Below are 26939 nucleotides of genomic sequence, written 5' to 3'. Positions count from 1 at the left end.
ATAATCTACTGGCTTTGACCTAGATGATAATATTGATTAATCTTAACTAATATTGACGGCAGATAAATCTGCTCGTGTCGCGTTTGGGCCCCGCAATGAATTGACGGGGCTACCACGCTCCCGTAATTTTTAGGTGTGGTTTACTTCGCAGCCGATGATGAGGATATTGAACCTCAAGATGCTGAGTATGCAGACATATTGTTTGCTTGTACTCGGCATTTAGTAGAGGCTATCAAGCTGCAAAATCATAACCCATTGCTCGACTGGATGAAAGAGGGCTGGGAATCCCTCAAAGATATAGCACTGACAGAAATCTCATTTGAGGGTTTGAACTTGGAGGGGCAGATTTCCCAGTTTGCTAAAATTACTGCCAACCTACGGGCAACACCAGACAAGCGGCGAGAACTGCGCCAGAAAATTAATGCAAATACGCCCTCTCTGGTAGATGCGTTGAACGACTTTATCAAAGAAGCACAAAAATCCCTGGCAAAAGATTGTCGGGGAATTGTGATGATTGCCGATAATCTAGATCGCATTGTAGAAATCAAAGAGGAAGGGAAGCCCAGCAATTACGATGAAATTTACCTGAATCGGAGTGAAATTCTGCGAGGATTGGCGTGCCATGTTATCTACACGGTGCCTATCGCAATGGTGTATTCAGGAAGAGCAACCCAGCTAGAAGATAATTACGATAAGCCTGATGTGCTACCAATGGTAATGGTACGAAATCCAGATGGGAGTGAGAATAAAGCTGGACTGGCAAAACTGCGCGAACTTGTCTGTCGCCGGGTTGTTCTGATTGAACCAAATTTAGCGCAAACCTTGGAAGGTGCGGTTGATCGATTGAATGTTCCACCTGTATTTGATAGCCCTGAGACGTTGAAGCAACTATGCTTGATGAGTGGTGGACATGTCCGAAATCTGATGCAGTTGATTCAAAAGGCGATTGACTGGACAGACTCACTGCCCATCACGGCAAAAGCGGCTAGACGGGCAATTGAGGAGACAAGGGAAACCTACCAAAAGACTGTTCAGGAGCATCAATGGGAGATTCTGGCACGGGCATGTTATCTAAAGCAAGCAGATAATAACGAAGAGCATCTGCGTCTGCTGTTGAATCGCTGCCTGCTGGAATATCGCTATTATGATGATAATGAGTCCCTCAACATCTGGTGCAATGTTCACCCGTTGATTGAAGGCATTCCTAAGTTTCAGGATGCGCTGGCAAAGGTTCGATCTGTATGAGTACCGCCAAATCACCTGAAGATACCGCACCTTCGAGGGAAGAAGTTTATCAAGCCCTCGTGAGATCCTTGCGGCGCAGAAAAGGCTTCGGAATTGTCTTCGTGCAATGCTCTCCAGCAGAAGCCACCCAGTTGATACAGCGAGTCCAACAGGATTTACCTCAAAAAAGAGTAGCCGTTTTACAACTGACAGAACCAATTGATAATCTCTATGACCTTGTTGCTAATCGCCCAGAGCGCAATGAATTGAATATTCTGTTCATTCAGGGGCTAGAAAAGTCGCTGGAACCCTATATTAAACCCGGCTACGGTGGCGAGGGTAACTATTACAATTTAGATACCGTTCCGCCCATCCTCAGCCACTTGAATCAGCGGAGAGAAAACTTTCGCGATCGCTTCCCTAACATTTGCTTTGTCTTTTTTCTGCCTCCATTCGCTATCAAATACTTTATTCTCCGCGCTCCAGATTTTTTTGATTGGAGTTCAGGAGTGTTTGAATTTTCATCGGATTCAGCGCTTTTCGCTCTAAAGCGTGTTTTTAAGGCTAAAACTCTCAAGGCATTAAGTGATGCTTTTTTATCTCTGATTCGAGGTGAAAGAGCGTCAAACTTAGAACGAGCAATTGCCTACTACAAAGACCTTCTAGAAAATCAACTCACAATTGGCGATCGCTTAGGCGTAGCTAACACTCTAAAAGCCTTAGGTGATGCATTTTTGTCTCGCATTAGAGGTGAAAGGGCATCTAACTACGAACAAGCGATCGCCTATTACGAGAAAGCTCTGGCGATTTATAGAGAAATTGCCGATTTTTATGGCGAGGCTAATACCTTGAAAGCTTTTGGTGATGCCTTGCAGGTTCTCAAGCAATACGAGAAAGCCCTCGACTATTATGATGCAGCACTGGCAATTTATCAATCAACAGACTTGCACGAAAGCTGTTATAAAGTCTGGCTTAGTCGAGGCATAGCGCTTAAAAACTTGGGACAATATCAGAAAGCACTCTCAAGTTTTGATGCTGCTCTAAAGAGCAAGCCAGATGATGCTGCATCTTTGTACAACAAAGCCGGATGCTATGCCCAACTAGGTAACGCTGAATTAGCCTTAGAAAATCTGCAACGGGCAATAGAATTGAATCCTGAAAAATACATAAAAATGGCAAAAAATGACTCGGCTTTTGATATTATTCGGGATAACGCTCGGTTTCAATCTTTGTTTTCATCGGATGAATAGGCTGGTGTTTGTAATTGAGTTATCTGTGTAAAAAATGGGTTTAAAACTAGAAAAAGTCATTCCTTGGGGTCGTTCCATGCCAGAATATGTCAGGATGTTTAACCTGACACCAAACGACCTCAAATTAAATATTCTCGACTGTGCTGGTGGTCCTGCTAGTTTCAATGCAGAAATGATGCGCCAAGGGTACAAGGTAATATCTTGCGACCCGGTTTATCAGTTTTCTGCCGATGAAATTCAAGCGCGCATCCAAGATGCTTATCAAACTGTTATTGAAGGCATTCGAGCTAATTTAGATAGCTATGTTTGGCAAGATATCCAATCCCCAGAACATTTGGGGGAAATTCGCATGGCAGCGATGCAACAATTTTTAGCTGATTTCCCACAAGGACAAAAAGAAGGGCGTTACCTAACTGATGGGTTGCCCACTTTGCCATTTAATACAAATCAGTTTGATTTAGCTTTGTGTTCTCATTTTCTATTTACTTATTCCGAGCAATTTTCAGCAGAATTTCATCTAGATTCAATTCTGGAAATGTGTCGCGTTGCCCAAGAAGTGCGGCTGTTTCCCCTTTTAAATATATCGGGGGAAATATCGCCGAATCTTGCGCCAGTCATGACTGAATTAGAAATGCGCGGATACACCCTGAAAGTTGAGCAAGTTCCCTATGAGTTTCAGAAAAGTGGCAACCAAATGTTGCAGGTCATGAGAATTTTAGATTTCAGATTTTAGATTTTAGATTTCTATTCAATCTGCCATCTCAAATCTAAAATCTGCAATTCACTCAGACTCGAAGGCATTTTCTATGGGAACTAGATGGCAGCCGTGAATTCTCCAAGTACCGTCTAGCTGCTTTTCCATTAAGTAAAGCGCCCTGACGGGAATTTCATCAGGACCGAGTAGGAGGACTGGTTGCGCTAAAGCGCCATTCACAACAGCCAGGTCGTCAAATATCACAGAACGGGGACGATAGACGGGTTGGTAATAATTCTTAACCATTTGCAGGAAGTTTTCCGGGTTTTGGAATGTTTGCTGAATCCCCGGACTGGCAAAGGCGAATGCACCAACGGCATCGTCGTTTCTAAAAGCTTGAAGTTGGCGTTCGATCGCAATGCGAATCGAGGCGCGATCGGTTTCAGTAATTTGCATACTGGGTAGCTTTTATGCTTAGAGCGCTGCTAATTATATCTACTTAAATTATAGAAAGGCAACCTCTGGCTTTGGTAGAGTAGTTTGACTGTTGGGGTTGGTATGAGATATGCCTCCCTTCCGCTGCGCGAACGCACTTGCTCCTCGTATATGCCATCAGGTTAAAACCTCCGGCTACACAAACCAAGTCCGCAAGCCAATAACTGGGAGAAAATTACATGCTCCCCGTGTAACATATTGATAATGCTTAATAGAGACGTTATCTACAACACAATGCTAAATTTTGTCAACATAAGAAAAACCGCGTCAGGCTGGGAATTTGACAGCGAAGAGGATTTAGAAGACTTTGTCTGGCCTAATTTAGCGCCGCTATTCGGTTTAACGCCGCTAAAACGACAACACATTGTCAAAGGTCAATTTTGCGACATTTTAGCGCTGGGTGAGAATAACGAGTTAGTCGTGCTGGAATGAAAAAATGCGGAAGATAGAGGCATTGTTCACCAGCTTACTCGTTATTACGACGCCTTGCGCGACGAGAAACCGTTTAGCGACCAAATAGATTACGATCGACCTATTAAATTAGTGGCAGTTGCCCCAAGTTTTCATCGAGATAATTTTACAGATAGGAAGTATTGCCATTTGTCTGTTGAATTTTTACATTTTGAAATTTTGACGGATGAGGGAAGGTTTTATTTACAGTTAAAAGACGTAGATACCGAGAAAGTTTTACAAGTAGAGATTCCCTATCAGCAGAAAGATAGTACTGAGGATATACCTGCCCCTCCAAATGCACTTGATAAACGACTGGCTAACTATGATTCTAGTCAACGCGAAGAAATTTTGACGTTTAGGCGTAAAATTCTCAGCTTTGACAGTCGTATGCAAGAAATTACTATGGCTGGTAGTATCAAGTATGGAAACGGAACGAATAAAACAAGTAAAATATGTGCTGAGTTGTATTTCAATAATAAAGGGTCAATTATACCATTTTTATGGCTCCCCTTAAAAGGTCGGCGAGCTAAACTGTGTACAGATTGGGATGGTCATGCTTTATTAGAAGGTTTTGTAGACAAGGGTATCCGCGTAAAAAACCCATACAATAAAGTTACAGCAGCCAAACTAGAAGAACTAAGTAAACCCCGATGGGGAATATACTATGCCGCCGAGCGTAAATTCTTGAGAACATACAGGAATAGACAAGATTTGGTATCTGATTCAATGGAAGCCTTTGTTGATTTGGCATTAGAAAAGTGGCTAGGGAGACTTAGATAGTAAAGAAGGCGATCGCTAGCGATTTTGAAGATGCAGTTCAAGAAGCTTGTACCATGAGGGAAAATCTGGATGCGATTGTTACGCGGGTTCGCGCAGACTTCGCAGGCTCTACAATACCAATTTTCTCAGCCGGGGAGTTATTGCAAAACTTTCCTGAAAACGAGGGCAACTCAGACTAGCATCTGGGGAAATTAAGCGATCGCTTGCACCCCAAACTACCTCATACTGGAAACAGCGTCCTCTGGAGTTCCCTATGTCCCCCGAAACCGTTCCCGTAAAACCCGCCGTGTTGATCGTCATCATTAGCGAATCTGTAATGCAAGACCGCCTGATCAAGCTGCTGAAAACCCACAACGTCAGCGGTTACACCATCACTCAAGCACGGGGTGAAGGCGGACACGGCAGACGGATGGGAGATATTGCAGGCTATAACACCAATATCGAGATCAAGACCCTCGTTTCCCCAGAAGTATCCGATGCTATTTTTATAGCTTTGAAAGAAAATCAGGACGGTCACGCCTTGATCGCCTATCGACATAATGTAGAAGCCTTGTACGATTGAGATAAAATCTAAAATCGGCGTTCCCAGGCAAGAGGCAGGGAACCAGCTAAAATCCGCGTTCCCTGGCTCTTGCCTGGGAAAGAGCTAAAATCTAAAATCTAAAATCTAAAATCCTTGCATCCCATGTCGCAAATTGTCTGGATCGCCCGTCACGGGAACCGCCTCGACTTTGTCAACCCCGACTGGTTCCTCACCGCAGAACGACCCTACGATCCGCCATTATCCGATGGTGGCGTTATGCAAGCTCAGCAATTAGGACAGCGCCTTAAATCAGAAAATATCGCCCATATTTTCGCATCCCCTTTTTTGCGAACCGTACAAACGGCGAACGAAGTGGCAGAAGCGCTCGATTTACCGATTAAAGTAGAATCTGGCTTGAGCGAGTGGTTAAATCCCCAGTGGATGCCGTCGATGCCGGAAAAACTGCCGCTGGAAGTATTGCACCAACAATATCCGCGAATTGACCTTAGCTACACTTCCAGAGTCATCGCCGAATATCCCGAAACGGGGGAAAAAGCACTTCTTAGATCTGGAGAAACCGCCAAATGCCTCACCGATGAATTTTCAGAAGATATCCTGCTGGTGGGACATGGTGCATCCGTAATCGGCACGGCAATGGGGTTACTCGGTGGAACTAATCAACCGGAAATTAATGCGACTTTGTGTTGCTTGGTCAAAATTGTGCGTCAAGATCGAGAATGGGTAATGGAACTCAATGGCGATACCTCCCACTTGAGCGAAACTGAAAAAGTAATTCGGTTCCACTAGATAACTCAAGTTGCTAGCGATCTCATGCATAGTTGCTCATGGCTAATGGCTAATGGATCGAGCGGGTGCTATATTAGTAAGCTGCTGTAGCTCTCGCTATTAGCTGTGAGCTATTAGCTATTAGCAATGCCCAATGGTTATAAATAGCAAATTGCGTTAGATATATGACGTTATTATTGGCAGGGGACATTGGCGGCACTAAAACAATTCTGCGCTTGGTGAAGTCGCCAGATTCTGGGCAAATGTACAGCTTAGATGAGGCAACTTACGCCAGCGGCGAATTTCCAGATTTAGTGCCGATGGTGCGGCAGTTTCTCCAAGCAGGTGCCGAACATTTGGGGTATGTTCCCGCACCGGAGAAAGCTTGTTTTGCGATCGCAGGCCCTGTAGTCAACAATACAACCAAGTTGACCAATCTGACTTGGTTACTAGATGCCAAACGTTTGGAACAAGAATTAGCCATCTCTAAAGTTAGTTTAATTAACGATTTCGCCGCCGTAGGTTATGGCGTTTTGGGACTCGGCGAATCCGACTTGCATACCTTACAAGCTGAAACACCTCAAAAAGACGCCCCCATTGCCGTTATTGGTGCAGGTACGGGGTTAGGACAAGGATTTTTAATTCCTGTGGGAGATACCTATCAAGTTTTTAGCAGCGAAGGCGGACATACAGATTTTGCCCCCCGCACCGAATTGGAATTTCAACTGTTGAAATACTTGATGGATAAACATAATATCCAACACGTATCCGTTGAACGAGTTGTTTCAGGTCAAGGGATTGTTTCAATTTACCAATTTTTGCGCGATCGCTTATCCCTCCCCGAATCTCCAGATATCGCCGCAGACATCAGAAGTTGGGAACAACAAGCTGGACAAAACGAGAAAACAATCGATCCAGCAGCAGTCATTTCCAAAGCAGCTTTAGAAGGAAGCGATCAACTCTGTTCCCAAACCATGCAAATATTTATAGAAGCTTATGGTGCAGAAGCAGGTAACCACGCCCTCAAACTATTACCTTATGGCGGTGTTTATATTGCTGGTGGGATTGCTGCCAAAATTTTACCTTTAATTCAAAGCGGAAATTTCCTCACTGCATTTACGCAAAAAGGTCGCATGAGTACGTTACTGGAAAAAATGCCAGTCCATGTCGTTTTAAATCCGCAAGTCGGTTTAATTGGTGCTGCGATTAGTGCTTCCCGGTTATAGGTTATAAAGTCATAATGGTTAACAGTCTAAAAGCACTTATTGAACAACCATTCCTGGCAGAAACTGACGACCCAGAGGCAAGATTTATCACCAGTGGCGTGAGTTGGCAAATTTATGAAGCTTTACTCGCAAAACTGGAGGATAACTCTCATTACCGCGTCACCTACTTGGATGGAGTTTGAGAAATTGTGTCGTCGTCTATAAGACATGAAAAACTCAAAAAACGTTTGGCTACCTTGTTAGAGTTTTATCTGATCGAGAAGCGAATTAAACACAGTCGAATGGGGAGTCCCACCCTGAAAAACCAACTCAAAAATGCAGGGAAAGAATCCGATGAATGCTACTGCATAGGAGAGGAAAAAAACATTCCAGACCTAGCTATAGAGGTAACGATCGCCAGTGGCAGCATTGACAAGCTAGAAAATTACCGACGTTTGGGAGTTGTTGAGGTGTGGTTTTGGGAAAAAAATCGACTCAAACTGTATCATTTACCGGAAGAAACACCCTCAGCATTTTTGGAAACTTACGGGTACGAACAGATTGCATCGAGTGAGTTATTGCCAGAACTTTCGATTTCCCTACTGGAACAATGCAGCCTAATTTCAGACCAAATTCAAGCAATTGACGAATTTGAACGAGGCATCAACTGAAAAAATTTCGAGCGATCGCCTAGTTTTTTACCGCTTAATTCTGTTCTTCGCTTGAAGTTGATGATTCATCAACCAATTGCCAGAACCCGAATTCTACCAACTGATATCATGTCCTTAGCTATCGGTAGTGTATGGATGGCAAGCTTGCAAGCTTGCTAATTGCTAATATAGTATTTTTCCTGACATTAGCTATTAGCAGTTACACAACCGTTGCTATTGGACATGATATGACCCGCAATCGTTGGGTTATAGTTCCATTTTGGATAGACAATCATAGACTGGCGCGACTGTCATCCTATGTATGGCTTTAAGCGGCTCAATTCTTATCAAGGATTAATTGTGCCAAATGTGGTGAATGCGACGTTTATTTTTATGATGCGGCAATTTTTTATCAACTTTCCCAAGGAATTGGAAGAAGCAGCAGCATTAGATGGATTGAGTAGGTGGGAAACTTTTCTGCAAGTGGTGCTACCTTTAGCCAAACCAGCATTAGCCGCACAAGCCATATTTATCTTTATGGGTGCGTGGAACAATTTTATGATGCCGTTGATTATTTTGTCGGAACGGGAACTGTTTACTTTACCATTGGGGTTAAATACTTTTAAGGGTCAGTACATCAGTTATTGGAACTATATTATGGCAGCGTCGATGGTTTTTACCCTGCCTGCATTGGCAATTTATGCCTTTTTTAACCGCTACTTTATTCGCGGGGTGACGTTTACGGGAGGTAAATGAATCAAAGAATTGCTAATTGCTAATTGCTAATTGGTAATTGGCAAGATAGAGAGAAAGGTTTGAGCCATTAGCCATTAGCAATTAGCCATTACCCATTTACCCTCGTTCCCACGACTCTGCCTGGGAACGCCATTACCGTTTTTTGAGTTATGATATCTATTTTGTTTGAAGACAGAGTGTTAAGCATTCTCCGCTATGGCTGGACACAGTAAATGGGCTAATATCAAACGTCAGAAGGCGAGAGTAGATGCCGTCAAGGGCAAGGTATTTACGAAGATTTCTAGGGAGATTATAGTTGCGGCGCGCACGGGTATCCCAGACCCGGCGGGGAATTTTCAGTTGCGGACTGCAATTGAAAAAGCCAAGGCGGCGGGGATACCCAATGACAATATAGAACGCGCGATCGCAAAAGGTGCTGGTAAACTAGGCGCAGATGGCAATAGCCTGGAGGCTATTCGCTACGAAGGTTACGGTCCAGGCGGCGTTGCCGTTGTCATCGAAGCGCTGACAGATAATCGTAACCGCACCGCCGCTGACTTGCGCGCCGCTTTGAGCAAAAATGGCGGTAATCTGGGGGAAACAGGCTGCGTGTCGTGGATGTTCGAGCAAAAAGGCGTGGTGCTAATTGCTGGTGCAGTCGATGAAGATCAATTGTTGGAAGCTTCCCTGGAAGCGGGTGCCGAGTCTTACGAATTAATCCCAGATGAAGACGACGAAGATGAAGCGGCGGCTTTTGTTTTTACCTCGGTGGCAAATCTGGAAACCTTGGAGCGAAGTTTAAAACAAAAAGGCTTTGCCGTCAAGCAGTCGGAACTGCGCTGGATACCCAACAATACCGTCGAAGTCACCGATCCCTTGCAGGCGCGATCGCTCTTAAAATTAATGGATGCCCTCGAAGACCTCGACGACGTGCAAAACGTCACCGCTAACTTCGAGATGGCAGACGAGTTAATGTCTTTGAGCCTCATATAATCGATGGCAGATTTTAGATTTCAGATTTAAGATTTTCTTTAAAATCTGGAATCTAAAATGTTACAAATCCTCTCTTTCTACTATCCCTCTTGACTAAGAAAGCGCTAAGGTAGCGATGTTGTCAAAACCAAGTGCGAACAATGTCAGAATTTCAAGATTTTCTGCAACATAAATTTGCCTACGTCGCCATAGGAGAGTTCAAACCCGGTAAATTTCAAGCAGCAGAGCAACTCTACGATAAAGCTGTTTCAACTTATACTCACGGTTTTAAGGGAGCGTACCTGATGCAAGAACCAGGAACTGATAGAGGAATTGCCGTCATTTTTTGGGACAGCGTAGAAGATATGGAAGCCAATCGCAGCGAGGCTTATCAAGCAATTGTGGAACAGATGACGCCGTTATTTGCTCACCCGCCAACCACGGCTTTGTATGAAGTCGTAAGCGAAATTCCGGCAAAAAATAACGAAGAGTAACAAAATAATCAACGGGGGTAGGGGCACGGCATCAGTAAGTTTTGTCGCCAGCTCAAAGTTTTTCTTTAGCCTTAGCCCCTACAATGTGTCCCAACTTCACCCAACAACAAGAAACCCGGTTTGTTTGAAAAATAATCAACGGGGGTAGGGAACATCATGAAGTTTTTTTCCTTTTCCCTACTACAATGTCGCGTCACTTTCCCCCCAGAAGATTACCTATATTCCTTTATTCTTTCTTCTTTCTTGGCGTTCTTGGCGTCTACCCTACGGGAAGCCGCTAGCGCGTCTATGGCGGTTCAATAAACAGATATTCTTCAGGTGGGAAAGGACTAATATCGATGATTGAATCAAATCTGATTTCAGCAATTCTAGTGGCTCAAGGAGCCGAATATCAGGCTGTTTGTCGCGGATTAAGCCGCGTTAGCACTTCCACGCCGCCAGTTTTTCCCATTCCAATGGGACCAAAACCGCTGACTCAATATCTAGAAAATCTGCAAAATACCGGGCATTTTTTTCATCCCCATTCAAGAATTTTGCTGATGGGTCTATGCGGGAGTTTAAATCCTGCCCACAAAGTTGGAGATGTGGTGCTGTATAAAAGTTGCCTCAAAAGGTGGGATGAAGTCAGGGATGAAAACGATTTGCCATTGATTCCTTCTACACTACCACAGCCGTTGAACTGCGACCGCTACCTCACCAGCCAAATTCACGCCAAATTATCACAAAAAGCCGCAATAGTCAAGGCGCTTACTAGCGATCGCTTTGTTGGTGCTGCCGCTAGTAAGCGCCTTCTAAGTCAAATTTATCAAGCCGATGTTATCGATATGGAGGGATTTGCCGCCTTAGAAATGCTCTCTCAAGCTGGAATCGCTGTAGCTATGGTAAGAGTTATCAGCGATGACTGCGATCGAGATATGCCCGATCTTAGCAGTGCTTTGAGTCCTAAGGGTTCGCTTCAACTTTTACCCTTAGCAATTGCCACAATCCGACAACCCATCGCCGCCAAAAGACTGATTCAGGGATCGTTACGGGGACTGGGCGCGTTACAGGAAGTGACAGCAGGTTTGTTTGCTAATTGCTAATTGCTAATTGCTAATTGCTTTTTTTACCCTCGTGACCACGGATCTGCCTGGGAACGCCATTAGCCATTAGCCATTAGCCATTTTTCAAGATGCCATCTTCCATGTAAGCGATGTTGTCGGCTAAGTCGATAATCCGGGGATCGTGGGTTACCATCAACACCGTGCAGCCTCTTTCTTTTGCCAATTCGCGCAGTAATGCCATTACCGCATGACCGTTTTGGGAATCAAGCGCGGCGGTGGGTTCGTCTGCCATAATTAGCTGGGGATTTCCGGCTAAAGCACGGGCAATCGCTACCCGCTGTTGTTGTCCCCCAGACAAACTCGACGGCTTCAAATTCGCTTTGTCTTTTAAGCCCACCTGTTCTAGCAAACGTTGAGCTTCCTGTTTGGCTGCTTTTCCTTTAATGCCTTTGAGGTTCAGCGCCACTTCTATATTTTCAGCCGCCGTTAATGCGGGAAACAGGTTGAAATCTTGGAATATAAAGCCAATATTTTGCAAGCGAAACTGGGCTAGCTGCGAGCGCGACATTTTGGTAATGTCTTGTCCCAGCAAGTAAACGTTACCAGATGTGGGGGTTAGCAGTCCTGCTAACACTGACAGCAGGGTGGTTTTCCCAGATCCCGACGGCCCCATCAACAGTTGGACGCTGCCTTTTTGGATACTCCAATCAATTCCTTTCAAGATGCGAGCTGTTTCTCGTCCGGATTTAATCGTCATTTCCAGCCCCTTAACAACAATTGATTCTGTTTCGGGACGATGCAACCCTGTTGGAGGCGCGACGGTCTGACTTCCCCCGCGAGTCAACCCTTTAAATTTAAGTTGAAAAGTGTTAAAGGCAGTCATCCGTTTTACTCTCTTTTAATTACAGTTTTGGCTTTTTTAGCCGTTCAATTATTGTGTTTATATCGAACTAATAATCTTGATTTGATTATTCTATCTCATGCTAATTATAGCTATTTTTTTTGATTATTTGAACGATTTTTCTTGTTTTTTTTATGAGTTTTTGTATTGGTTTTGTGAAGAAACGATGAAGACGGTAAGGTTTAATCGATTCATCCCCATAAAATCACTAATAAATTTGCGAAAAGCGATTAACCTTTAAACACAATAGCCGGATCGACCCGCGTCACTTTTTGGATGGCAAAACCGGCGCTAGCGACACACATGGCGACGGTAATGCCGAAGACAGCGATCGCAGACCCAGGTGTAATTAAAATTAAAATTCCTTGCGTCGCGGCTGTCCAAGTTGCCACTCCCCAACACAGCGCCATTCCTGGTATATATCCCAACACCGCCATCCACAAAGCTTGCTCTACAATCACGCCGTAGATTACTAAATCTGACGATCCCATTGCCTTCAAAGTTCCATATTCCTTCAAGCGATCGGACACCGAGGAATAAAGAATTTGACTGACAATCACCGCCCCAACAACGACACCTACAACGGCTCCAATACCGAGAACAAAACCAATTCCAGACCGCCTCGCCCAATAATCTTGAGTTAGCTTGGACATTTCAGCCTTGGTATAAGCACGGGTATTGGGCAAAGCTTCTTCTAGTTTTTGCTGGAGAGATTCTATGCTCGCACCCGGTTTAGCTTTTACTAGGATAAAAGACAGCGGCTCGATAGTTTGACCGGGTCTTACCCGACCCGACAAAATCGCAAAGGGATCGTTAGAAGATAAAGCTTGAGGTTCGGGAGGAAAATTACCATCTGTTAAAGCACAATCGACATTTTGGTCGGCGAGGTCGCAGGGTATTTTTGCTTTTATTGGGGAATTTACATAAGTGTAAGCCGTCTCTAAAGATGCAAACATTAAATCGCCCAACACAAGGGATTTAGTTCCTCGCGTTAAACCAACGATATGCGCTGGAAGCGAACCAACAACCCCGACATCGCCCCTTCGTTCCGCGTGCAAAGCAGACAAGCTATTCTCGTCTACCATGACCGTGTAAGGAATTTTTAAGGTGCTTATAGTTCCTTGGGTGATATTCCAAGGTTGAAATAATTGTCCATTTGGCTCAAAACCAACTAGCGTCACCGAACTTAATTGATTTTGAGAATTCCGCCACGCCGCACCCCGAATCATTAAACCTTCAGCTGTCTCGACGCCTTCCACATTTTGAGCAGCAGCAACGAGGTCGTAGGACATCGGTACTGTCAGACCCAGGTGTACCATATTTCTGGAAGACACCCAGATATCTGCCTTGGAATTGTCAATTAACTGGGATGTGGAACGAGTGAACCCAGCTTGAATGCCGGTTTGAATCGTCACCAGGCTAACTGCAAACATAATCCCAGCTTGCGCTACAAGGAAGCGAGGAATATCTTCTAGCAGGTTTTTACGAGCAAGTGACGGCATAAGGTTAAAGGGGTTATGGGTGATGGGTGATGGAGAATTAGGACGGGTTAGTTCCTAGTTTCCTTCTGACGGATAGTACGATCCTGTTTCAAGGGTTGGATCTTGTGACTATTGCCTCCTAATCTTTAATATGTCTGGCAACCGATGACTTATGCAGTTCGACCTCCTGTAGTATTGATCTGTGCGATCGTAAATATACTTGTTCAAAGCGAGCCCTTGCGTGGGTCTTGTGCAACTTTGAGTTCTGACCTAAGTCTTTCCGACAACTACAAGGGAATACACATCTATTCCCTAAGGGTTGTTGATAAATTTTTTCACCGGCTGCACTATTGTTAAGGTATGAGGTGACGCGCCGTCGTAGCTTCGCCCTGTTGACTCATCCATTTGGGTGATGGGAAAACGGACGGGCAGGATGCCCATGCCACAAGAAGCCAAATATTTTGGTCGCCACGGGCAGGATGCCCATGCCACAAGAGGCCAAATATTTTGTCGCGTGGGCGTCGGTGCCTACCGGGTGTGGTCAAAACCCATTGGTGATATCAAAAAAATTTCCCCGCGTCAGGAGCGTCCCGACGTCCCCGCGTCAATCTCTACCAACTACTTTTGACCGCACCCGTGCCTACCCTTTCTATTGGTGCAAGATCTGACGCCAGGAAGACGAGTGATATGCCGCGGCACGCTTCACGAACGCATCATATCGTTTCCTTAGGCATCGGAATTACGACCTGTAGGGGCTTTTCTTGCAATTAGCAATTAGCAATTAGCAATTACCCAGAAAGCTAATCATTCCGATGCAACCGGATTTGATATCACTTCTTTTCGCAACGATGATGCACGCTTGCTATGGTTAGAGTGCCAGCCTTCTTATTCCCACGTGGAGGTAAACTATGCCCTCGCCGTTTCCGGGAATGAACCCTTATCTGGAACACCCCGAATTGTGGGCGGAAGTTCATAACCGTTTAGCTATTGCAATTGCTGAAGCGGTTGGACCGCAAATTCGTCCCAAGTATCGCGTTGCAGTCGAGAAGCGAATTTATCAGACAGTCGATCGGGAGTCTTTATTAATTAGCATTCCAGATGTGAGTGTAGCGCGAGCGCTCACTTCCTCCACACCTACTGAAACCGCCGTTGCAGTTGCCCCTCCACCCACCAAACCTACCACAGTTACAGTCCCCATGCCAGAAGAAGTGAGAGAAAGCTATCTGGAAGTGCGGGAAGTTGGTACGGGGGAAGTGGTGACAACTATCGAACTCCTTTCCCCTAAAAATAAGCGCAAGGGAAAGGGAAGAAAAGCTTACCTTAGCAAGCGCCTACAAGTGTTAGGAAGTTTCACCCATCTTGTGGAAATTGACTTGTTACGGATGGGGAAACCGATGCCAATTATTAGTCCTAATATTGAGAGTCGCTATCGCATTTTGGTGAGTCGCTTTAATCGTCGTCCCCAAGCAGAATTGTATGCCTTTAACCTGGCAGACCCGCTCCCGACTTTTCCGCTGCCATTACGTGAGGGTGATAATGAGCCAATCGTCGATTTGCCAAGTATTTTACACGGTGTTTATGACCGCGCCGGGTTTGATTTAGCGATTGATTATAATCTTGATGCCGTTCCACCTTTGACTGATTCAGAAGCAGCTTGGGTTGATACTTTGTTGCGAGAACAAGGCTTGAGGAATCATATCATGCCCGGTTCTTCACCCATAGTTAGGAATGACTTGGGAGAACGGTGACACGGTGATGGGTCGAGATTTTTATTAAGGGTAATTAGGCGGACATCATATCAGTAGTTATACCAAATCCGCTTCCATGACCCCCTTTTTAAATGAACCGCCAAGACGCCATAGACGCTTTCAGAGGCGCACTCGTTGAGTAGAACGCCAAGAAGAGAAAGATAAGAGGGGTTGTCGATCCGGATTTTATATTACTCGTTTGCCGACAGAAGAATACTTATTTAACGAACCACAGAGGACGCTCCAGAACGCAGAGAGAAGAGGAAAGAAGAGATAGGTAATCTTCGATTGGTCAGGGAGTAGTTGGCAAGTTGTACTTACGACGCTGTGCTTGTGCAAACTCTTCAAACTCACGAAAACGACCAGCCTCAAAATCATCTAATCCACTTTGGATACCTGTGAGATCTTCGCCTGCATTTGGCATATCGCTTCTTACTTTTCTGGCGCTTCCCACTCCAAAATCCTGGCTAGGAGTTCAGCAGCAACAATTGAGATATCTTTCCCCTTTCTAGCAGCTTCTTCAAGCAGTTTCGCCTCTGTTTCTGGACTAAGGTGTATAGATTTACTCGAGCTTTAAGAACTAGAACCGATCCTGAATCTGTTTCTGTTATATTAAACAGGACTTACGCACGACAATCCTAGAAACCGGGTTTCTTGCTGCGATCTTTAGTTCTCCCAGCGACGATTTTTCCTAGAAACCCGGATGGGTGCGCGTAAGTCCTGTCAAATTTATGTGGTTTGAGGCGCGTAATATCATTTCCGGTTGCATCGGAATTACGACCTCTAGGGGCAATTAGCAATTAGCAATTAGCAATTACCAATTACCAAGAAAGCTAATCGTTCCGATGCAACCGGATTTGATATAAGTCCTGTGTATCTTTCATCCAGCAGGATAAACTCGTCCTTTCCATGCGCCGCCGCGTCCTTGCCAGTGACGCAAGGCGGAGTCTATTGTCATCAATGTATAGAGGAATGCGATCGCAGGCAATGCAAACGCCAGCCAGCGCGAACAGCGATACAATTTGATCGTGGGTAAGTAAGCTATAGCCATGAGTAACCAAGTGGTAAAACCGGCGATCGCTGCTAACCAATTCCCCGTTAATCCACCCCAAATTCCCCCCACAGGTGGAACAATATAAACCAGGGTCATCGCGATTAGCGTTCCTACTAACAACCAAGGGGAATAATTTAATTGAGTAAAAGCTGTCCGCGCCACCATATCCCAAATTGTCGCTAAAGAATCATAAGCACGCTTGCTGCGGGTGCGATGGCTAAGTCCTAACCAAATGCCATTTTTGCTGGTAGATTTTACCGCTTGACCCAAAGTGCAATCGTCAATTAAAGCATCGCGCAATGTTTCAATCCCGCCAATTCTGGTTAACGCTTCGCGGCGAATTAAAATACAACCTCCAGCAGCAGCGGCGGTAGAGTATTTGGGATTGTTTACCCAGCGGAAAGGATAGAGTTTTTGCAAGAAGAATACGAAGGCGGGAATTAACAGTTTTTCCCAAAAACTTTGACAACGCAGCAGCACCATTAAGGAAACTAAATCTAAATCTTCTTGCTGCGCTTTGGCAACTAACCGACTGAGATTATTAACATCGTGTTCGATATCCGCATCTGTTAGTAAAAAATAATCGGGGAGGGGTGTTAGGGTTTCTGCCTTTTCAATCCCTTGCGCCATTGCCCATAGTTTACCAGTCCAACCGGATGGTAAAGCTTCAGCGGCGATAACTTGTAACCTGTGGCGTTTTAAGAGTGCTTCCGCCATTCCTTGAGCAAACTCTGCCGTACCATCGCTGCTGTGGTCGTCTACCAAGACGATGGTGAACTCGCCGGGGTAGGATTGTGTCAGGAGACTTCGCAGCGTCATGGGTAGCATCTCTGCCTCGTTACGCGCCGGAATCACCGCACACACCGATGGATACTCGTCCCCTTTGAGTTGGGGTGACTCCCTTTGTCCATTTTCCAGTCTTTGATCGCAACGCCAAAACTGTCCCCGAAAACAAAGCAATCCGATCCAGATTCCCAAGGATAGGGATGTCAGACCTAATCCAATTGCACCGATCATGTTAGAACTTTATCCACGCTAGGAAAAACATTTTACACAGGACTTAGGCAAAGAAACCGGGTTTCTCGGAAAAATCGTCGGTTTGGCAACGAAAGATGTACGCAGAAACTTTGGTGATACGATCGTTGCGCGTCAGTACTGCTGCATTGAGCTTCGCCTCGTTTTACAGGGAAGGTATAATTACTTTTGGTATAAATCTTTCAGCTCTCGGTTGCATCGGAATGATTGACATTTCTTGGTAATTGCTAATTGCTAATTGCTAATTGCTAATTGCTAATTCAGGACTGACGCAAGGGCGTTGCCAGAAACAAAGGTGAAGAGTCAATTTCTGGTTGCAAAACCAACTATTTTTCGGAGCGCCCTTAGTTTCTTTGCGTCAGTCCTGTAATTGCCCCTACAGGTCTTAATTCCGATGCAACCGGAAATTTATTTGACAGCACGAGGCAACATTATTAAGCTGCGGGATCACCTAATTTGAGAGTCAAATTTTCCCTTCTTCTTGTGGGGTGGGACCTATTGCCCGCCTCTTTATTGGATTTAAATGCTCCCGCAGCTTAGGACTTACGCAAACAAACAAGGGGCAATCCGAAAAATTGTTTGTTTGGAAGAGAGCAAGGTCTCACCTTTGTTGCTTTTCTCTTCTTGCGTAAGTCCTGATTATTTTGATTGGTGTAGGGACGGATTTTACAAATAACTTCTGCTGACAACAGATATGTTAAATAAACCCGCCCCGGTACGGTTTCGTCACTTCCAGAGCAAATTATAAAGTGCCTTGTTAGTTTGCTAACAAGGCACTATTGCAAAACTTACGCATCTGGGGACAGAAACCCGGTTTTTTCCCGGCTATTTAACTTCCCAACTGGGGATTTTTCGTAAAAACCGGGTTTCTTTGCGTCAGTCCTATATTGGATTTATCTCGACGTACTAAAACAGTATTGAAATGTGGGAAAATTCAGCTGTCAGCAATAATTTTCAGTTCAAAACTTTGGCGGATACCCGCTTGCTATGATTTGGCAGATTAATAGGCTCTGCGATGCATCATATGCCAAATCCAGATAGCAATCAATGCACCTATGACGGCAACAAAAAGTCCGGTCAGGCTAAAAGTAGCACTCGCAATGTATAATCTTCCTGTTGTCAAGAGGGTTGCTAAGGTTCCACCGATAAAAGCGCCTACAATTCCTAGCACCATTGTGGCAAGAATGCCGCCACCTTGATAACCAGGATAGATGGCTTTAGCGATATGCCTCCGGCACGCTGCGCGAACGCACCAGCAAGCAGACCTAATACAATCCATGCCAGAATGTTCATAGTTTTGACTCGTTGAAGGCTGTTTCCTAACAATTAAACAATAGCAAGCCGAGCCAGAAACCAGCATCTTCCAAACGAGATAAGCATCAAGTAAGAAACCCGGTTTCTTAAAGAAACCGGGTTTCTCATCGGAAAATTTAGCTTACCAAGAAACTCTGTTCCCTACTTTATGCCAAATCCAGATCGCCAGCAATGCCCCTAAAACGGCAACAAAAAGTCCGGGAAGACTAAAAGTAGTAGCCGTAAGAGATAAAGTTCCCTTTTGCAAGAGCGTCATTAAGGTTCCACCGAGAAAAGCTCCTACAATGCCTAGCAGGATTGTGGAAAGAATTCCACCGCCTTGGTATCCGGGATAAATCGCTTTAGCGATCGCTCCAGCCAATAGACCTAAAACAATCCATGCAATCAGATTCATGGCTTTGACTCTTTAAACGCCATTTCCTAACTCTTAAACTATAGCAACCACAATCTTTAACTGTCACCTTCCCAGAGATATAAGTTAATATATATCGATATAAAAATTAATAAATTATCGAGATTATAGTTTGATTAAGCAACCGATGGACTCACCCACAAGGTTGACAGGTTGTGTTGCCAATACGGCTTTAGATATATTTTTTTTGAGCAAAATCATATTTTAAAAACTTAGTATATACCCGGGTAAGTTAATATTATTTCAGGTTATATTATTTGAATTTATCGGCTATTGAAACCGTAAATTAAAAGTCACAAAAGCTAGAAAAATCTTAAGATTTTCTGAGCGATGACATGTTAGTTATTCGCGGGAAAAATTCATGCAAACCTTTGATTGGATTGTTATCGGTGGCGGCATTACAGGAGCCGCACTTGGCTACGAACTGACAAAAAAAGGCTTTTCCGTCCTCCTGTTAGAACAAAACGCCACACCCCAAAACGCCACGCGCTATAGTTATGGCGGTTTGGCCTACTGGTCTGGTACAACCGAACTGACGCGGCAACTTTGTAGCGAAGGTATCGAAAGACACCGCATCTTATCTCAAGAGTTAGACGGGGATACCCAGTTCCGCGAATTAGACCTAATTTTAACGATTGACGCCGATGATGACCCAGAACAAGTAGCGACAGCTTATCGTCAGTTGGCGATCGCACCTGCATTATTGAGCGTTGCAGAAGCTTGTCAAATGGAACCGTTGCTGAATCCGCACGCGATCGCAGGGGCGCTAACTCTCCGTCACGGTCACATCCAACCCGAAATGACTGCCCTTGCATACTGTCAAGCTGCGATGCGCGCAGGCGGCGAAATGCAAATCGATCGGGTAGTGGCATTCGTGAGCGAAAATCAACGCATCGTTGGCGTTACTACTCCCACCGCCACGTATTACAGCGAAAACGTCGTCTAGTGCGGGTGGTTTAAGTCGGATGCTGCTGAGAAATGCTGGTATTAATGTCCGGGTGTATTTCACCCAGGCAGAAACGATCGAAACGCCGCCAGTTGACTTGCAACTTAGCACCTGCGTCATGCCTGCCCAATTAAAACGTTTCCAACTCGAAGCAGCTGCTAGCGATAACGATGCTTTGTGGAATTCGCCCGGTTACGAGGTAGTACCGCCAATTTTAGACCCCGGTGTGTTTCAATTCCAAGATGGCAGCATCCGCATGGGGCAAATCAGTCGCGCCATCGCCGACCCCCATGCTAAAGTTGACCCAACCCAAAGCGAAGCCGACATGCGCGCCCAAATTGGCAAATTGCTGCCAACGGTGGCAAATAAACCTGGAACTTGGCATCATTGCTTGGTCGCTTTCGGCTACAATCGCCTCCCCGTGGTTGGTAAAATTCCCGGCTTTGAAGGCTTATATTTATTTTCTGGATTTACCAATCCGTTAGTATTCGTACCACCCCTAGCCCAGCGATTTGCCAATTGGGCAGCGGGACAGGAAGATCTGATAATTGCCCAATTATCGCCGATTGTGGCTAATTGCTAATGGCTAATTGCTAATGGCTAATTGCTAATGGCTAATTGCTAATGGCGATCTTGATAGTTCTGCCAGTCTTCTCCCGCGCAACCTAACTGTTAAGAAACTGTCCGTGTGAAGTATATCCTGATAGCAGTCCTTTTGCTCCTTGACTATGAAACGAATAATTCCTGCGATCGCAATGTTAATTCCTTTGTGCGTTGCAATTCCCGCACGATCCCCCCCAACCCCCCCTTGGTAAGGGGGGGCAGGGGGGGATCGCAGCCAACAACACAACAAGTCCTCGCCGCTTGCGTGGAAAATAAAGCCGAAACCCTACCGATTCCCTTTACCGATGTATCGCCCGACCATTGGGCGTTCAAAGCTGTGATGACAATGTATTATTGCGGCGCTTTTCGTCAAGCTACGCCACCCGCTTTAATCCAGAGACTGACAAATGTTCGTAGTCAGGACAATCCTCAATCTGAAAATTAACTAATCCCCCGTGGTAAAAAAAGTAAATTAACCCAAGTTGCTAGCGGTCTCAAACGTGAGGCTAATGGCTCAATCAGGCAAAATGCTCCCATTAGCAATTAGCAATGAGCAATTAGCAATTAGCAACCCCCAAGTTTATAACTAGCAACTTGCGGTAAATTGGTTGTATAAATTTGTTGATAGCGTACCCAATACCGATGGGTGTGAGGTGTATATGAAACTGAGAATTTTGGCGAGTTCCACCCTGCTAACTGCGATTAGCTTGGCAACTCCTGCTTTAGCTGCCAATCCCGAACATACCAGACAGCTGCTTTCCACCCGGCAATGTCAAGGATGCGATTTAAGCAATGCTGGGTTAGTGATGGCTAACCTGGCGGGTGCTAATCTCAGGGGGGCGAACTTGAGTCGTGCCAATCTCAGTCGTGCCAACCTGGCGGGTGCGGATCTGGGCGGTGCTAATCTTACAGGTGCGAGTTTGTTTGGTGCTGACTTGACTGGCGCTAACTTAAGTGGTGCTAACTTAAATGCTGCCGATTTGAGAGACACCCACTTGGTGGAAGCGAATTTAACGGGTGCCAGCTTAGGGAATGCTAACATGCTGGGTGCGATGGGAGTACCAACTTACGCAGGTACGGCTGAAGACTTCTACCGCATGGGTATGGCAGAAGCCGAGCGAGATAATTTTAACCGGGCGATCGATCTTTTTAACCAAGCCTTGACAATGAAACCCGAAATGGCGAATGCTTATCTGAGTCGCGGTTTGGCTCGCTACCATTTGGGCGATCCGACCGCCGCAATTGAAGATACTAAGAAAGCGGAAACTCTCTACATCGCCCAAGGAAATCAGGAAGGTCAACAATTAGCCCAACAAGTTATCAAAGGGATTCAAACTCCTCGTACAGCCAGACTGCGACCCGGTAAGGGAGATTTTCTCAGTTTTCTACAAGGGGTGGCAGGTATAGCGCTTCAATTTCTTCTCAGCTCTCCTTTTTAACGTTTCGTATTATGAGGGTAGCAAATCTCTGCTACCCCCCGCTTTCAAACAATGGAGAAACAGCGCCTTTTGTTTGTGACTAGCATCACCTAACTGGCAGATTATTGTCACTTTTCTATAAAGCTTGCGATCGCAAAGCATTACAGAAAGATAATTGATAGTAAAGCTATGGGTTGTTACTTGCTGCTTTAGCTGCCTTATAGGAGTTGACAAATGTTAGAAAAACTACTGTTAGCCACCACCCTAACTTTCTTGGTTAACCTTTTATTCGGAGTCAGTTCCCCAACTGCTACTCAAACAGATTTTAATCTGTTCTCCCCTCACGCTGCAACTTTAAATCTCAAGTAGATCTATATTGTTCTCGAATTCGTCGCACCCGTTGCTGAAATTCAGCACCTTGTTGCGGAGCGAGCATAGCGACAAAGTTAGCAAAACCCTGAATTGATGCGATTAAATCTGAAGAATGCCCCCAGTGTTTGCCTTCTAAGCCATCTTTTTCAATTTGATACAATGTAGCGCGAAAGCGTTTTAAGGTTTTCCGATCAACATTGGGTTTTTCATTAACAACTACACCCGTAACTTCTTGTTGCCCAGACTTGCGAAGGATTCTAGTTTTCTCTTCATTAATTGCCAATCCTTCATGGGCAACAATTGACTCTGTACGCCTGAGAATATTACAAATATGGCGCAGGTTCTCCCCAGAAGCCGAAAAAGTTAAATCGTCGGCATAGCGAGTATAAACAAATCCGAGATTTTCCGCCATCCCAAATAAACGCCGATCCAAACGACGGCATAAAATATTAGTTAGTGCTGGACTTGTGGGTGCGCCTTGGGGCAAGTGACGTTCGGAAAGGGCGACGTAGTAGGTTTTTCCGTCTAATTCAACTGCTGCGATATCGGGTTCGGTACACAATAAACCAAAAATTGTTGCGGCTGCTTCACAATAGCCAAATGAGCGAAAAATTCCTTTAATTCGCTGATAAGAAATCGAAGGAAAAAAGTCTTTTAAATCGAAATTTATAATGACATCAGCACCAACGTGAGGCTGGGCGTTACTCACAATTGAACGTCCGGGGCGAAAACCGTGGGCAGCTTCGTGCAGGTCAACTTTTTCTAGAATATTGCTTAATCTCCAATATTGTGCTTGTTTGAGGCGAGGCATGGGGGCGGAGTTGACACTCCCCCGGTAGGAGCGCGGGGGATTCTGTACTCAACGTCAGAACTTGCTCAACCAGGGTTGCCCCAAGTAGAGTAGAGGTTCCAACTCCTACAGCGTTACTTTGGGACTGCCCATCCCTAGCTTGCAGTGCAAGATTTAAAATATTTACCGCCGCGTTTTGATCTCTATTGAGCCTACATCCACATTTACAAACATGGGTGCGAGTTGATAGAGACTTTTTCACAATTGCACCACAATTGCTGCACTTTTGACTTGTGTATTGTGGTGCTACAGCAACAGCAACTCGCTCAAACTTGCAAGTAAAATACTCAATCCACTGTCTAAACTGCGACCATCCAGCATCGCTGATAGACTTAGCTAGACAATGATTCTTGACCATATTGCGAACGCTTAAGTCTTCATAGGCTACTAAGTCGTTAGACTTGCATACGTTTCTCGCGAGTTTCTTCGCGTGTTCATTCCGCTGCCTACTTACTCTCAAGTGTTTCTTAGCAAATCTCTTTCTAGCTTTACGGCGTCCGTTTTTACCTTTCTCCTTTTTGTAGAGCCGACGCTGAGCATGTTTAATAGCTTGCTCAGCCTTCCGTAAAAAGCGCGGATTTTCTTCCTGGTGTCCATTGGAATCAGTGTAGAAATACTCAAGCCCTACATCCAATCCAATTGCGTTTCCGGTTGGCTCAAATTGTTCCTTGATTTCAGTGTCAATTACCAGCTGGCAATAGTATCCATCGGCCCGACGCACCAATCTGACGCGCTTAATTGATTTAACCGGGTAAGTATGAATATCCCACTTACCCAGAAGTTTTAATTCACCAATACCTTTCTTGTCGGTAATGGCGATTCGCCGCTTAGTTCTATGCAATGACCATCCACTGGTTTTGTATTCGACTGAGCGGTTGTCTCTTTGGAAACGTGGGAATCCTTTCTTGCCCGGTTGGTGATTTTTGCAGTTTTCGTAAAATCGAGAAATTGCTGCCCATCCTCGTTCGGCAGATGCTTGCACTGCCATTGAGTTTAGGTCTTTAACAAAGGAGAATTCCTCGCGCAGCACCGTTGAGTAATTGTTCAAAGCAAACCTGTTAATCTTTGCATCTTTGGGTGCATCCATCCAGTAACGCAAGCATTTGTTTCGCACGAATTGTGCTGTGCGAATTGCTTCATCAATCGCTTTGTACTGGTGTAGTTTAGCCTTGATTTTGTACTCGATAACCAGCAAGGAAAGCCTCCTTTGTTATGTTTTAGTTTACCATGCACGCGGTTTTTATCGCGACATAACCCTAGCAGACCTCAAAGTCGATCTCATATTTCTGTCGATGCCAAACGGTACGCGCCTGAAGTTTCGCTCGATATCAGTCTCACGCGGTCACCCCGGTCTCTTGACGCGGGGTTTTCGCGGGCTATTCTATAAAGTTCGCCCAGTTCCCGGTATATTTCCCCCTGGCGACGGATTTCATCCGCCGGATCTTGCGGTACTGTGCCCTGAGCAGGCCAAAATCCCAAGCGAATCATCTCTTCCAGGATTACCTCTTCCCTGGAAGTTTGGCGGATGCGATCGTATAGTTCAGGACTTACGCAAGACGAGACCAGAAACCCGGTTTCGACCGTCAATCTCTGGTTGCCAAACCAAGGATTTTTCGGCTCGCCCTTAGTTTCTTTGCGTAAGTCCTATAGTTCTTGATGAGTGCGGGGTTGGGGTTGGTCAGACATAGAAATTTTAGATTTTGGATTCGACATTAGCTGTTTGGAGAAAACCAGTTTGGAGCGTAATATCATGTCGCTTCGCTTTGGTTGTGTATAGTAGGGGCGGGTTTTACAAAAGAAACCAGGTTTCTGTGAAAAATTGTTGAGCAAGGAAAGAGATCTAGGTCGCAACCCGGTTTCTTTTCTCGTTAAACCCGCCCTTACAACAACCCAAGGAATAAATAAACCCGCCCCGACCGTACACCACTTCGGATTGATATGATATCAGTCCTGAAGAGTCGAGCCAATGTTTCCCTGCGCCCATTTCTGAAACTATTCTTTAATTTTACATTGCCGAAGTTGAAATTCAACAATACCCGAAGCCAGAAACCCGGTTTCGACCGTCGATTTCTGGTTGCCAAACCAAGGATTTTTCGTTGAAACCGGGAATATGCCCGTAAGTCCTGAATCCTCTTGGTTTTAGCATTAAACAGCGCTTCCATAACAGCACTGACTGCGTGAAATCCGAAACATTTTTTAATTAAAACCTGCCAAAACGGCAACTTGGCTTTCCTGGGGTTAGTTATCTTAGTCGAAAGCGATCGCCCAACTTAGTAAATGTAGCGAGGAAAGTAAATATGAAGCTGGAAAACCTAGAGGACGGCCCAATTAAATTTGATTTGAGTGAGGAAGAACTCGAGGCAATTAAAGGGGGAATTTCGGCGGAACTATCAACTGATGCGATGGGTAAATTCCCAGTTAGGATTAGCCCAATTTCCATTTGCCCGGATGATAAAATAGATTTCCCAATACGCATTGGTGTGATTCGTATTTGTCCACCCCCTCCACCCTGTTGGCCATACAAGTGGTGTGTAATTGAAATCAAAGCATATCCGATAGACCCAATACCGGCAGAGTCAGTTTGATAAACCAATAATCCCACCCCTTGAAGGGGTGGGAGGATCCACACCCTATAGCAACTAAAATTGCTTGTGTCGTATTTCCACACTTCCAGGAGGTTTTATGAACAACGTCAGCGAGTTAGCAATTGACTATCTTGAGCGTTATAACTGCCCAATTTCTGAGGATTATAAAACGGTTTTGAGGGAAGCGTGTGAGATTAACCCACCACCCCACGGCAAGGCATGGTACGGTAATTTGTATCGCAAGTGCGCCTGTAATCCTGAGTGGTTTGCTAACTCCCTGATTCTCAATGCCGCCGAAGAAGGAAACGGCGCCAGACATGTTTGGGATTTCGCGCGGCAGGTGGAAAACCAGGAGTTCTCCCTGTTAGTTCGCAGTCATTCCATCGACGAATCTCGCCACTCAAAAATGTTCGTTGCGCTGGTTAATAGACTCTTCCCCACACAAATGGAAGCAGACTACCGGGCACAATTGCAAACGTTATCCCCCGAATACTATCACCACAAACATCCTCCGATTGAGCCAGTTTCTGACGATGAAATGATGGATGAAGAGCTTGTCATGGATGAAATTATCCAGATTAATTTGTTGGAGATTCGAGCATTGATTCTGCAACTGCTGCTACGTCCTGTGCTGCAAGCTTACGCTACACCTGCGGATATGCCCAAAGTGACTCGCATGTCCGACATGTTTATCTACGACGAGACGAAGCACATCGAGTATTCTGCCTACTGCATCGGCAAGTACATGGAGGGAAGCAATAGAGAATGGGTAAGAGATAGGATGATTTACCGTCAACAAACCGTTAATGAAATGTTCCTTGAAGATATTGAACTAGAGAATTCTGTTGGCACAACTATTTTGAAAACACAACAGAGCAATTGATTAAATTTTCACAGATTAGGGTGTTTCTACATG

At 45.1% G+C, this 26939-nt stretch carries 33 protein-coding genes; 23 read left to right on the top strand and 10 right to left on the bottom strand.

Features of this window, described 5'->3' with window-relative positions:
- The first annotated feature begins 135 nt into the window (after positions 1-135).
- The 3 genes from ACE1CM_RS14920 to ACE1CM_RS14910 are packed head-to-tail and all read left to right on the top strand — an operon-like array spanning position 136 to position 3207.
- Positions 136-1245 (top strand): ATP-binding protein, encoded by a 1110-nt coding sequence (locus ACE1CM_RS14920; RefSeq protein ID WP_374878300.1) that lies wholly within the window; start codon positions 136-138, stop codon positions 1243-1245.
- Positions 1242-2474 carry a tetratricopeptide repeat protein gene (locus ACE1CM_RS14915; protein WP_374878299.1) on the top strand — a complete coding sequence of 411 codons (1233 nt, stop codon included), beginning with the start codon at positions 1242-1244 and terminating at the stop codon, positions 2472-2474. Before ACE1CM_RS14920 ends, ACE1CM_RS14915 begins: the two co-directional genes overlap by 4 nt.
- Positions 2475-2508: 34 nt before the next feature.
- Positions 2509-3207 (top strand): SAM-dependent methyltransferase, encoded by a 699-nt coding sequence (locus ACE1CM_RS14910; RefSeq protein WP_374878298.1) that lies wholly within the window; start codon positions 2509-2511, stop codon positions 3205-3207.
- 48 nt (positions 3208-3255) lie between these two features.
- Here ACE1CM_RS14910 and ACE1CM_RS14905 read toward each other — a convergent pair whose 3' ends face one another.
- Positions 3256-3624, bottom strand: coding sequence for a DUF4864 domain-containing protein (locus tag ACE1CM_RS14905; RefSeq protein WP_374878297.1), 369 nt, complete (start codon positions 3622-3624; stop codon positions 3256-3258).
- A 243-nt stretch (positions 3625-3867) separates the two neighbouring features.
- Here ACE1CM_RS14905 and ACE1CM_RS14900 point away from each other — a divergent pair, with 243 nt between their 5' ends.
- The 11 genes from ACE1CM_RS14900 to ACE1CM_RS14850 all read left to right on the top strand — a co-directional run bounded on the left by ACE1CM_RS14900 (position 3868) and on the right by ACE1CM_RS14850 (position 11343).
- A complete protein-coding gene (locus ACE1CM_RS14900; RefSeq protein WP_374878296.1) occupies positions 3868-4095 on the top strand; it encodes a hypothetical protein in 228 nt (75 codons plus the stop codon).
- A gap of 54 nt (positions 4096-4149) precedes the next feature.
- Positions 4150-4896: a hypothetical protein gene (locus ACE1CM_RS14895; RefSeq protein ID WP_374878295.1), complete on the top strand. Its 747-nt coding sequence runs from the start codon at positions 4150-4152 to the stop codon at positions 4894-4896.
- A gap of 253 nt (positions 4897-5149) precedes the next feature.
- Positions 5150-5458, top strand: a complete 309-nt coding sequence (locus tag ACE1CM_RS14890; RefSeq protein ID WP_374878294.1) for a P-II family nitrogen regulator — start codon at positions 5150-5152, stop codon at positions 5456-5458.
- 123 nt (positions 5459-5581) lie between these two features.
- Positions 5582-6226, top strand: coding sequence for a histidine phosphatase family protein (locus ACE1CM_RS14885; RefSeq protein ID WP_374878293.1), 645 nt, complete (start codon positions 5582-5584; stop codon positions 6224-6226).
- A 164-nt stretch (positions 6227-6390) separates the two neighbouring features.
- Positions 6391-7431 (top strand): glucokinase, encoded by a 1041-nt coding sequence (locus ACE1CM_RS14880; RefSeq protein ID WP_374878292.1) that lies wholly within the window; start codon positions 6391-6393, stop codon positions 7429-7431.
- Between the two features lie 14 nt (positions 7432-7445).
- Positions 7446-7613 carry a hypothetical protein gene (locus ACE1CM_RS14875; RefSeq protein WP_374878291.1) on the top strand — a complete coding sequence of 56 codons (168 nt, stop codon included), beginning with the start codon at positions 7446-7448 and terminating at the stop codon, positions 7611-7613.
- A 6-nt stretch (positions 7614-7619) separates the two neighbouring features.
- Positions 7620-8081, top strand: a complete 462-nt coding sequence (locus ACE1CM_RS14870; protein WP_374878290.1) for a Uma2 family endonuclease — start codon at positions 7620-7622, stop codon at positions 8079-8081.
- 297 nt (positions 8082-8378) lie between these two features.
- A complete protein-coding gene (locus tag ACE1CM_RS14865; RefSeq protein WP_374878289.1) occupies positions 8379-8816 on the top strand; it encodes a carbohydrate ABC transporter permease in 438 nt (145 codons plus the stop codon).
- A 195-nt stretch (positions 8817-9011) separates the two neighbouring features.
- The gene (locus ACE1CM_RS14860; protein ID WP_374878288.1) at positions 9012-9788 is read left to right on the top strand and encodes a YebC/PmpR family DNA-binding transcriptional regulator; all 777 of its coding nucleotides are present in this window, start codon (positions 9012-9014) and stop codon (positions 9786-9788) included.
- A 140-nt stretch (positions 9789-9928) separates the two neighbouring features.
- The gene (locus ACE1CM_RS14855) at positions 9929-10261 is read left to right on the top strand and encodes an antibiotic biosynthesis monooxygenase family protein (RefSeq protein ID WP_374878287.1); all 333 of its coding nucleotides are present in this window, start codon (positions 9929-9931) and stop codon (positions 10259-10261) included.
- Between the two features lie 338 nt (positions 10262-10599).
- The gene (locus tag ACE1CM_RS14850) at positions 10600-11343 is read left to right on the top strand and encodes a phosphorylase (protein ID WP_374878286.1); all 744 of its coding nucleotides are present in this window, start codon (positions 10600-10602) and stop codon (positions 11341-11343) included.
- 73 nt (positions 11344-11416) lie between these two features.
- Here ACE1CM_RS14850 and ACE1CM_RS14845 read toward each other — a convergent pair whose 3' ends face one another.
- Together ACE1CM_RS14845 and ACE1CM_RS14840 are read right to left on the bottom strand one after the other, a co-directional pair.
- A complete protein-coding gene (locus ACE1CM_RS14845; RefSeq protein WP_374878285.1) occupies positions 11417-12187 on the bottom strand; it encodes an ABC transporter ATP-binding protein in 771 nt (256 codons plus the stop codon).
- A 248-nt stretch (positions 12188-12435) separates the two neighbouring features.
- Positions 12436-13707 carry an FtsX-like permease family protein gene (locus ACE1CM_RS14840; protein ID WP_374878284.1) on the bottom strand — a complete coding sequence of 424 codons (1272 nt, stop codon included), beginning with the start codon at positions 13705-13707 and terminating at the stop codon, positions 12436-12438.
- 418 nt (positions 13708-14125) lie between these two features.
- Here ACE1CM_RS14840 and ACE1CM_RS14835 point away from each other — a divergent pair, with 418 nt between their 5' ends.
- On the top strand, positions 14126-14314 hold the full coding sequence (locus ACE1CM_RS14835) for a hypothetical protein (protein ID WP_374878283.1): 189 nt from the start codon (positions 14126-14128) through the stop codon (positions 14312-14314).
- Positions 14315-14594: 280 nt separating this feature from the next.
- Complete coding sequence (locus ACE1CM_RS14830; RefSeq protein WP_374878282.1) at positions 14595-15434, top strand: DUF4058 family protein; 840 nt, start codon at positions 14595-14597, stop codon at positions 15432-15434.
- Between the two features lie 292 nt (positions 15435-15726).
- On the opposite strand, the gene ACE1CM_RS14825 is transcribed toward ACE1CM_RS14830, so the two are convergent.
- The 4 genes from ACE1CM_RS14825 to ACE1CM_RS14810 form a co-directional block, all read right to left on the bottom strand.
- Positions 15727-15888 carry a hypothetical protein gene (locus ACE1CM_RS14825; protein WP_374878281.1) on the bottom strand — a complete coding sequence of 54 codons (162 nt, stop codon included), beginning with the start codon at positions 15886-15888 and terminating at the stop codon, positions 15727-15729.
- A 426-nt stretch (positions 15889-16314) separates the two neighbouring features.
- On the bottom strand, positions 16315-17505 hold the full coding sequence (locus tag ACE1CM_RS14820) for a glycosyltransferase (protein WP_374878280.1): 1191 nt from the start codon (positions 17503-17505) through the stop codon (positions 16315-16317).
- A 1018-nt stretch (positions 17506-18523) separates the two neighbouring features.
- A complete protein-coding gene (locus tag ACE1CM_RS14815) occupies positions 18524-18802 on the bottom strand; it encodes a GlsB/YeaQ/YmgE family stress response membrane protein (RefSeq protein ID WP_374878279.1) in 279 nt (92 codons plus the stop codon).
- A gap of 156 nt (positions 18803-18958) precedes the next feature.
- Entirely contained in the window at positions 18959-19231 is a 273-nt protein-coding gene (locus ACE1CM_RS14810; RefSeq protein WP_374878278.1) for a GlsB/YeaQ/YmgE family stress response membrane protein, read from the bottom strand.
- A 379-nt stretch (positions 19232-19610) separates the two neighbouring features.
- Here ACE1CM_RS14810 and ACE1CM_RS14805 point away from each other — a divergent pair, with 379 nt between their 5' ends.
- From ACE1CM_RS14805 to ACE1CM_RS14785, 5 genes are all read left to right on the top strand, one after another.
- The gene (locus ACE1CM_RS14805) at positions 19611-20195 is read left to right on the top strand and encodes an NAD(P)/FAD-dependent oxidoreductase (RefSeq protein ID WP_374878277.1); all 585 of its coding nucleotides are present in this window, start codon (positions 19611-19613) and stop codon (positions 20193-20195) included.
- Complete coding sequence (locus tag ACE1CM_RS14800; protein ID WP_374878276.1) at positions 20146-20778, top strand: hypothetical protein; 633 nt, start codon at positions 20146-20148, stop codon at positions 20776-20778. The genes ACE1CM_RS14805 and ACE1CM_RS14800 overlap by 50 nt, the downstream gene beginning before the upstream one ends.
- Before the next feature lie 105 nt (positions 20779-20883).
- Complete coding sequence (locus tag ACE1CM_RS14795; protein WP_374878275.1) at positions 20884-21243, top strand: hypothetical protein; 360 nt, start codon at positions 20884-20886, stop codon at positions 21241-21243.
- Positions 21244-21457: 214 nt separating this feature from the next.
- A complete protein-coding gene (locus tag ACE1CM_RS14790; protein WP_374878274.1) occupies positions 21458-22237 on the top strand; it encodes a pentapeptide repeat-containing protein in 780 nt (259 codons plus the stop codon).
- Positions 22238-22450: 213 nt separating this feature from the next.
- Positions 22451-22585: a hypothetical protein gene (locus ACE1CM_RS14785; protein ID WP_264196691.1), complete on the top strand. Its 135-nt coding sequence runs from the start codon at positions 22451-22453 to the stop codon at positions 22583-22585.
- On the opposite strand, the gene ACE1CM_RS14780 is transcribed toward ACE1CM_RS14785, so the two are convergent.
- The 3 genes from ACE1CM_RS14780 to ACE1CM_RS14770 form a co-directional block, all read right to left on the bottom strand.
- Positions 22578-23399, bottom strand: a complete 822-nt coding sequence (locus ACE1CM_RS14780) for a reverse transcriptase family protein (protein ID WP_374878273.1) — start codon at positions 23397-23399, stop codon at positions 22578-22580. The two genes, ACE1CM_RS14785 and ACE1CM_RS14780, sit on opposite strands and share 8 nt — an antisense overlap.
- Positions 23341-24633, bottom strand: coding sequence for an RNA-guided endonuclease InsQ/TnpB family protein (locus ACE1CM_RS14775; protein ID WP_374878272.1), 1293 nt, complete (start codon positions 24631-24633; stop codon positions 23341-23343). The genes ACE1CM_RS14780 and ACE1CM_RS14775 overlap by 59 nt, the downstream gene beginning before the upstream one ends.
- 83 nt (positions 24634-24716) lie before the next feature.
- Positions 24717-25025, bottom strand: coding sequence for a hypothetical protein (locus ACE1CM_RS14770; protein ID WP_374878271.1), 309 nt, complete (start codon positions 25023-25025; stop codon positions 24717-24719).
- 710 nt (positions 25026-25735) lie between these two features.
- Here ACE1CM_RS14770 and ACE1CM_RS14765 point away from each other — a divergent pair.
- Together ACE1CM_RS14765 and ACE1CM_RS14760 are read left to right on the top strand one after the other, a co-directional pair.
- The gene (locus tag ACE1CM_RS14765) at positions 25736-26023 is read left to right on the top strand and encodes a hypothetical protein (protein ID WP_374878270.1); all 288 of its coding nucleotides are present in this window, start codon (positions 25736-25738) and stop codon (positions 26021-26023) included.
- Positions 26024-26120: 97 nt separating this feature from the next.
- Positions 26121-26906: a hypothetical protein gene (locus tag ACE1CM_RS14760; protein WP_374878269.1), complete on the top strand. Its 786-nt coding sequence runs from the start codon at positions 26121-26123 to the stop codon at positions 26904-26906.
- Positions 26907-26939: the final 33 nt, after the last annotated feature.

This window comes from Microseira sp. BLCC-F43 (assembly GCF_041929235.1).
GTDB lineage: Bacteria > Cyanobacteriota > Cyanobacteriia > Cyanobacteriales > Aerosakkonemataceae > Microseira.
Note: the sequence above shows the minus strand (reverse complement) of the source record. Positions and strands in the feature narration are given on the sequence as shown.